The organism is Coleofasciculus sp. F4-SAH-05, assembly GCF_040222985.1.
Lineage (GTDB): Bacteria > Cyanobacteriota > Cyanobacteriia > Cyanobacteriales > Coleofasciculaceae > Coleofasciculus > Coleofasciculus chthonoplastes.
In genome coordinates this window covers 1-4,379 of record NZ_JAVKBY010000224.1, presented here as the reverse complement: position 1 = coordinate 4,379, position 4,379 = coordinate 1, and the positions used below count along the sequence as shown (strand labels likewise).

Below are 4,379 nucleotides of genomic sequence, written 5' to 3'. Positions count from 1 at the left end.
TCATTGGTCATTGGTCATTGGTCATTGGTCATTGGTCATTGGTCATTGGTCATTGGTCATTGGTCATTGGTCATTGGTCATTGGTCATTGGTCATTGGTCATTGGTCATTGGTCATTGGTCATTGGTCATTGGTCAGGGTTGGAGGCTTGTTTACAAAACCAGCATGGGCATTCTGTTTTCTTTTGTCCAACTACTGATATAGTAACCGCCATAGCGGTTAAGACACATCTTATGGTAGAGACGTTGCATGCAACGTCTCTACCACTTCTATCCTTTTTGAAGAAAGTGCTTGGGACATTGTAATGCTCTACCTCATTCAGAACGTACTTGATAGTGAAGAACGCAATGATTTACGTCAATTTGCCAGCCAATTAAAACAGTCAGGACCCCGGTATCTCCTGCGAAACGATATTCTGTCTGATTTTAGTCAATACTGCGCTGACCAGGAAAAACCAGACGATTTTTATCATTCGTCGAATCTAGGGCGACTGATTTATTACACCCAGGAAATTATTCTCGATCAGGAAAGTCTTTACCTAATTATCCGCCCCAAGATTGCCGAACAAGAAGCATTTCAAGTTTTAGAAGACTTAACCGTAGAGCCGATTACGATTCAAAGACTGCTCGATTTGCGCGATCGCTTCGTCAATCATTATCGTCCCCATGAAGGGGATGTCCTAGAACTAGATTTTAAACCATTTTATGATTATAGTCCAATTATTCGGGACTCGAAAAATATTGGTAAGGGGGTTCAGTTCCTGAATCGCTTTCTGTCGAGTAAACTATTTCAAGAACCCCGCCACTGGCAAGAATCGTTATTTAATTTCCTCAGTCTCCATGAAGTACAAGGGATTCAACTTCTGATTAACGGACGGATTAACAGCCAACAGCAGCTTTCCGATCAGGTCAAATTAGCCCTCGGCTTTGTTAGCGAACGCCCCGATGATGAACCCTACGAAAGTTTTCGTTTCAAGCTACAAGACATGGGGTTTGAAGCAGGTTGGGGGAATACCGCCAGTCGAGTCCGAGAAACCCTAGAAATCCTCGATGAACTGATTGATTCTCCGGATCACCAAGGATTGGAAAAATTCCTGTCCCGCATTCCAATGATTTTTCGGATTGTCTTAGTTTCCATTCATGGGTGGTTTGGACAAGAAGGCGTTTTAGGGCGTCCCGACACGGGGGGTCAAGTCGTTTATGTTCTAGATCAAGCCCGGAGTTTAGAAAAGCAGCTTCAAGAAGATATTAAACTGGCTGGGTTAGAGTTGCTGAAGGTGAATCCCAAGGTGATTATTTTATCCCGGTTAATTCCCAATAATGATGGCACTCGCTGTAACGAACGCTTAGAAAAAGTTCATGGCACGGATAATGCTTGGATTTTGCGGGTTCCCTTCCGAGAATTTAATCCCAACATTACTCAGAACTGGATTTCTCGGTTTGAAATTTGGCCCTACCTGGAAACTTATGCGATTGATGCGGAAAAAGAACTTCGGGCAGAATTTCAAGGGGTTCCTGATTTTATTGTTGGCAACTATTCAGATGGCAATTTGGTGGCATTTCTCCTATCCCGCCGCATGGATGTCACTCAGTGTATTGTTGCTCACGCTTTGGAAAAGTCTAAATACTTATTTAGTAATCTCTATTGGCAGGAATTAGAAGAGCAATATCATTTCTCAATCCAATTTACTGCTGATTTGATTGCCATGAATGCGGCGAATTTTATTATCAGCAGTACGTATCAGGAAATTGTCGGGAAATCGGATAGTGTGGGTCAGTATGAATCCTACCAGAATTTCACCATGCCGGATTTGTATCATGTGGTGAATGGGATTGAGTTATTTTCACCCAAGTTTAATGTGGTGCCGCCGGGAGTGAATGAACAGGTTTTCTTCCCGTATACTCGGACTGAGGATCGGGTTCCTGGGGATTGTGAACGGTTAGAGGAGTTAATCTTTACTTTAGATGATCCGACTCAAGTCTATGGCACATTAGATGATCCGACCAAGCGTCCTCTTTTCTCCATGGCACGTCTGGATCGAATTAAAAATCTTACCGGGTTAACGGAATGTTTTGGCAAGAGTCAAGCGTTACAAGCGCAATGTAATTTAATTTTTGTCGCCGGTAAACTACGCACGGAAGACTCGACAGATAACGAAGAACGGGATGAAATTGTCAAACTATATCGACTCATTGATGAATACAATTTACATGGTAAAGTTCGCTGGTTAGGGGTGCGCTTACCCAAGCGGGATTCAGGAGAAATCTATCGCGTGATTGCAGATCACCGAGGAATTTTTGTTCAACCTGCACTGTTTGAAGCCTTTGGTTTGACCATTTTAGAAGCGATGATTTCTGGGTTGCCCACATTTGGCACTCAGTTTGGCGGTCCATTAGAGATTATTCAGGATAAAGTTAATGGGTTCTTAATTAACCCCACGAATCTGGAAGATACTGCCCAGAAGATTTTGGAGTTTCTGTCTAAATGTGAACAAAATCCCGATTATTGGTTAGAGATTTCCAATCGAGGAATGGAACGGGTGTATAGTACCTATACCTGGAAGATTCACACCAGCCGCCTGTTATCCTTGGCGCGTATTTATGGGTTTTGGAATTATACCTCGAAAGAAGATCGGGAGGATTTAGTGCGGTATATTGAGGCATTGTTCTATCTCATTTATAAGCCTCGCGCCCAACAATTGTTAGAAGAACAGATGAAGCGTTGATTCTTTGGTGAGGATCGACAGATATAGCGGTTTCCACTGCAATAGGGTACAACATCAATCTCCAATCTCAGAAATTAGTTTCTTCATTGCTGCTACTGTACTTCATGACATCGGGAACTGCTGTAAGCGTTCCTCGCTAATGGGCAAGCTGCCAAATCGGGTCTAAACAAGAGTTTTGCTGATGCTGGGATAGCTGGGTTTGTGACGTCCTCCTACACCGACCCTACGGGTACGGTTGTAGGCTTCCTTTGGGGTTCCGTTTCAGAACGACGTTTCCGGCGTTTTATAGTGGGGAATACGCAAGAGCCCACTTCTTGCTTATCGCAAGAGAAACTGTAGTTATGGAATTTAGTTTTTGCTGTCAATTTACCAGCTTTTACAGCTTTGTCAATGAAATACAAAAACAATTTATCCTTAACATTAGCTTACAACAAGCAAGTTGTCAATAATAAACTGGCGATTCATCCCACGCTCAATCGAAGATTAGTTCGAGGACATGATTTTTAAATCGGGGATGAAGTTCGACACGGCGAATGAATTCGCCGTTATTCTAGAATAGAGCTAGCTTGCGGCTGCGAAGTCGAAGTCAACTTGATAAATAAGGTACGCCGGGACTCGACGAAACCCAAGCAGTTAACTCTGTTTGAAACGCAAGAGCCCTGAATTAACAGGGTACTAAGGAGATAACACAGCACCCCTTGAGGCTGACGCTGTGTGCCTAGGAACCCGTTTATCGGGATATATGGAGCGAAATCTCCATAGAATCTCCCTTCTTCCAGAAGGGAGATTGTCAAACTACCCATAAGTCTCTGTGACGTGGGGAAATGATATTGTAGAGACGTTGCCTGCAATGTCTCTACTCTCAGAGGGGAAACTTATGCTGACTGAACTACAAACGCGCAAACTGACTAAATTTTTTAGTATGCATGATGCCAAGTTTGATGGCGCTTTAGCTTATCAAGATTTTGAAAATATTATAAAAAAGTTAGCCGCATTAAGACACTGGGGTTCGCGCTCCCCTAGGTATCAAATTTTACTTAATAACTGTAATCGCAACTGGGAAGAATTGAAACGAGATGCAGATATAACCCACAATAAAAAAGTTAGCTTAGAAGAATGGCTAACTTATTATTCTATAATTTTAAATAATGAAGAGAAATACCTGCACAACATCCATTTCTTTATGGAATTAGTTTTCGAGGTGTTTGATAAAGATGAAGATGGAAAAATTAGCCAAGCAGAGTGGGCAGGGATTTTAAGTGTTTACAATGTGTCGCCTGTTTATGCTCCACGAGTATTTCCTAAATTAGATACCAATCAGGATGGTTTTTTAAGCAAAGAGGAAGTCCTACAACTCATTCGTGAGTTTTTCTACAGCGACAATCCAGACGTGCCAGCTAACGAGATGTTTGGACCTTATTGATGTAGAGGTGTGGGGGAGCAGGGGAGCAGAAGGTTTATTAAGCTGTTCGGCATTTAAACCTTAATATCAATAATGGCAAAATCGTTGTAGTAGTGCGAGCATCTTGCTCGCTACTATGAGCATCTTGCTCGCTACTATGAGCATCTTGCTCGCTACTATGAGCATCTTGCTCGCTACTATGAGCATCTTGCTCGCTACTATGAGCATCTTGCTCGCTACTATGAGCATCTTG

2 protein-coding genes and 2 pseudogenes are annotated in these 4,379 nt (G+C 42.5%); 3 read left to right on the top strand and 1 reads right to left on the bottom strand.

The features are described 5' to 3' along the window. From RIG27_RS27485 to RIG27_RS27475, 3 genes and pseudogenes are all read left to right on the top strand, one after another. Nucleotides 1-304 (top strand): annotated as a pseudogene (locus RIG27_RS27485) (hypothetical protein); the annotation flags it as partial. Beyond that, nucleotides 304-2,724, top strand: a complete 2,421-nt coding sequence (locus RIG27_RS27480) for a sucrose synthase (protein ID WP_446340792.1) — start codon at nucleotides 304-306, stop codon at nucleotides 2,722-2,724. The pseudogene RIG27_RS27485 and the gene RIG27_RS27480, both read left to right, overlap by 1 nt. An 877-nt stretch (nucleotides 2,725-3,601) precedes the next feature. Next, nucleotides 3,602-4,147, top strand: coding sequence for an EF-hand domain-containing protein (locus RIG27_RS27475; RefSeq protein ID WP_446350329.1), 546 nt, complete (start codon nucleotides 3,602-3,604; stop codon nucleotides 4,145-4,147). A 37-nt stretch (nucleotides 4,148-4,184) separates the two neighbouring features. On the opposite strand, the pseudogene RIG27_RS27470 reads toward RIG27_RS27475, so the two are convergent. Further along, a pseudogene (locus RIG27_RS27470) lies at nucleotides 4,185-4,379 on the bottom strand (hypothetical protein); the annotation flags it as partial.

Excerpts from the sequence above, each read along its gene's own strand:
- RIG27_RS27480 (WP_446340792.1), top strand. The coding sequence starts at position 304 with ATGCTCTACCTCATTCAGAACGTACTTGATAGTGAAGAACGCAATGAT.
- RIG27_RS27475 (WP_446350329.1), top strand. The coding sequence starts at position 3,602 with ATGCTGACTGAACTACAAACGCGCAAACTGACTAAATTTTTTAGTATG.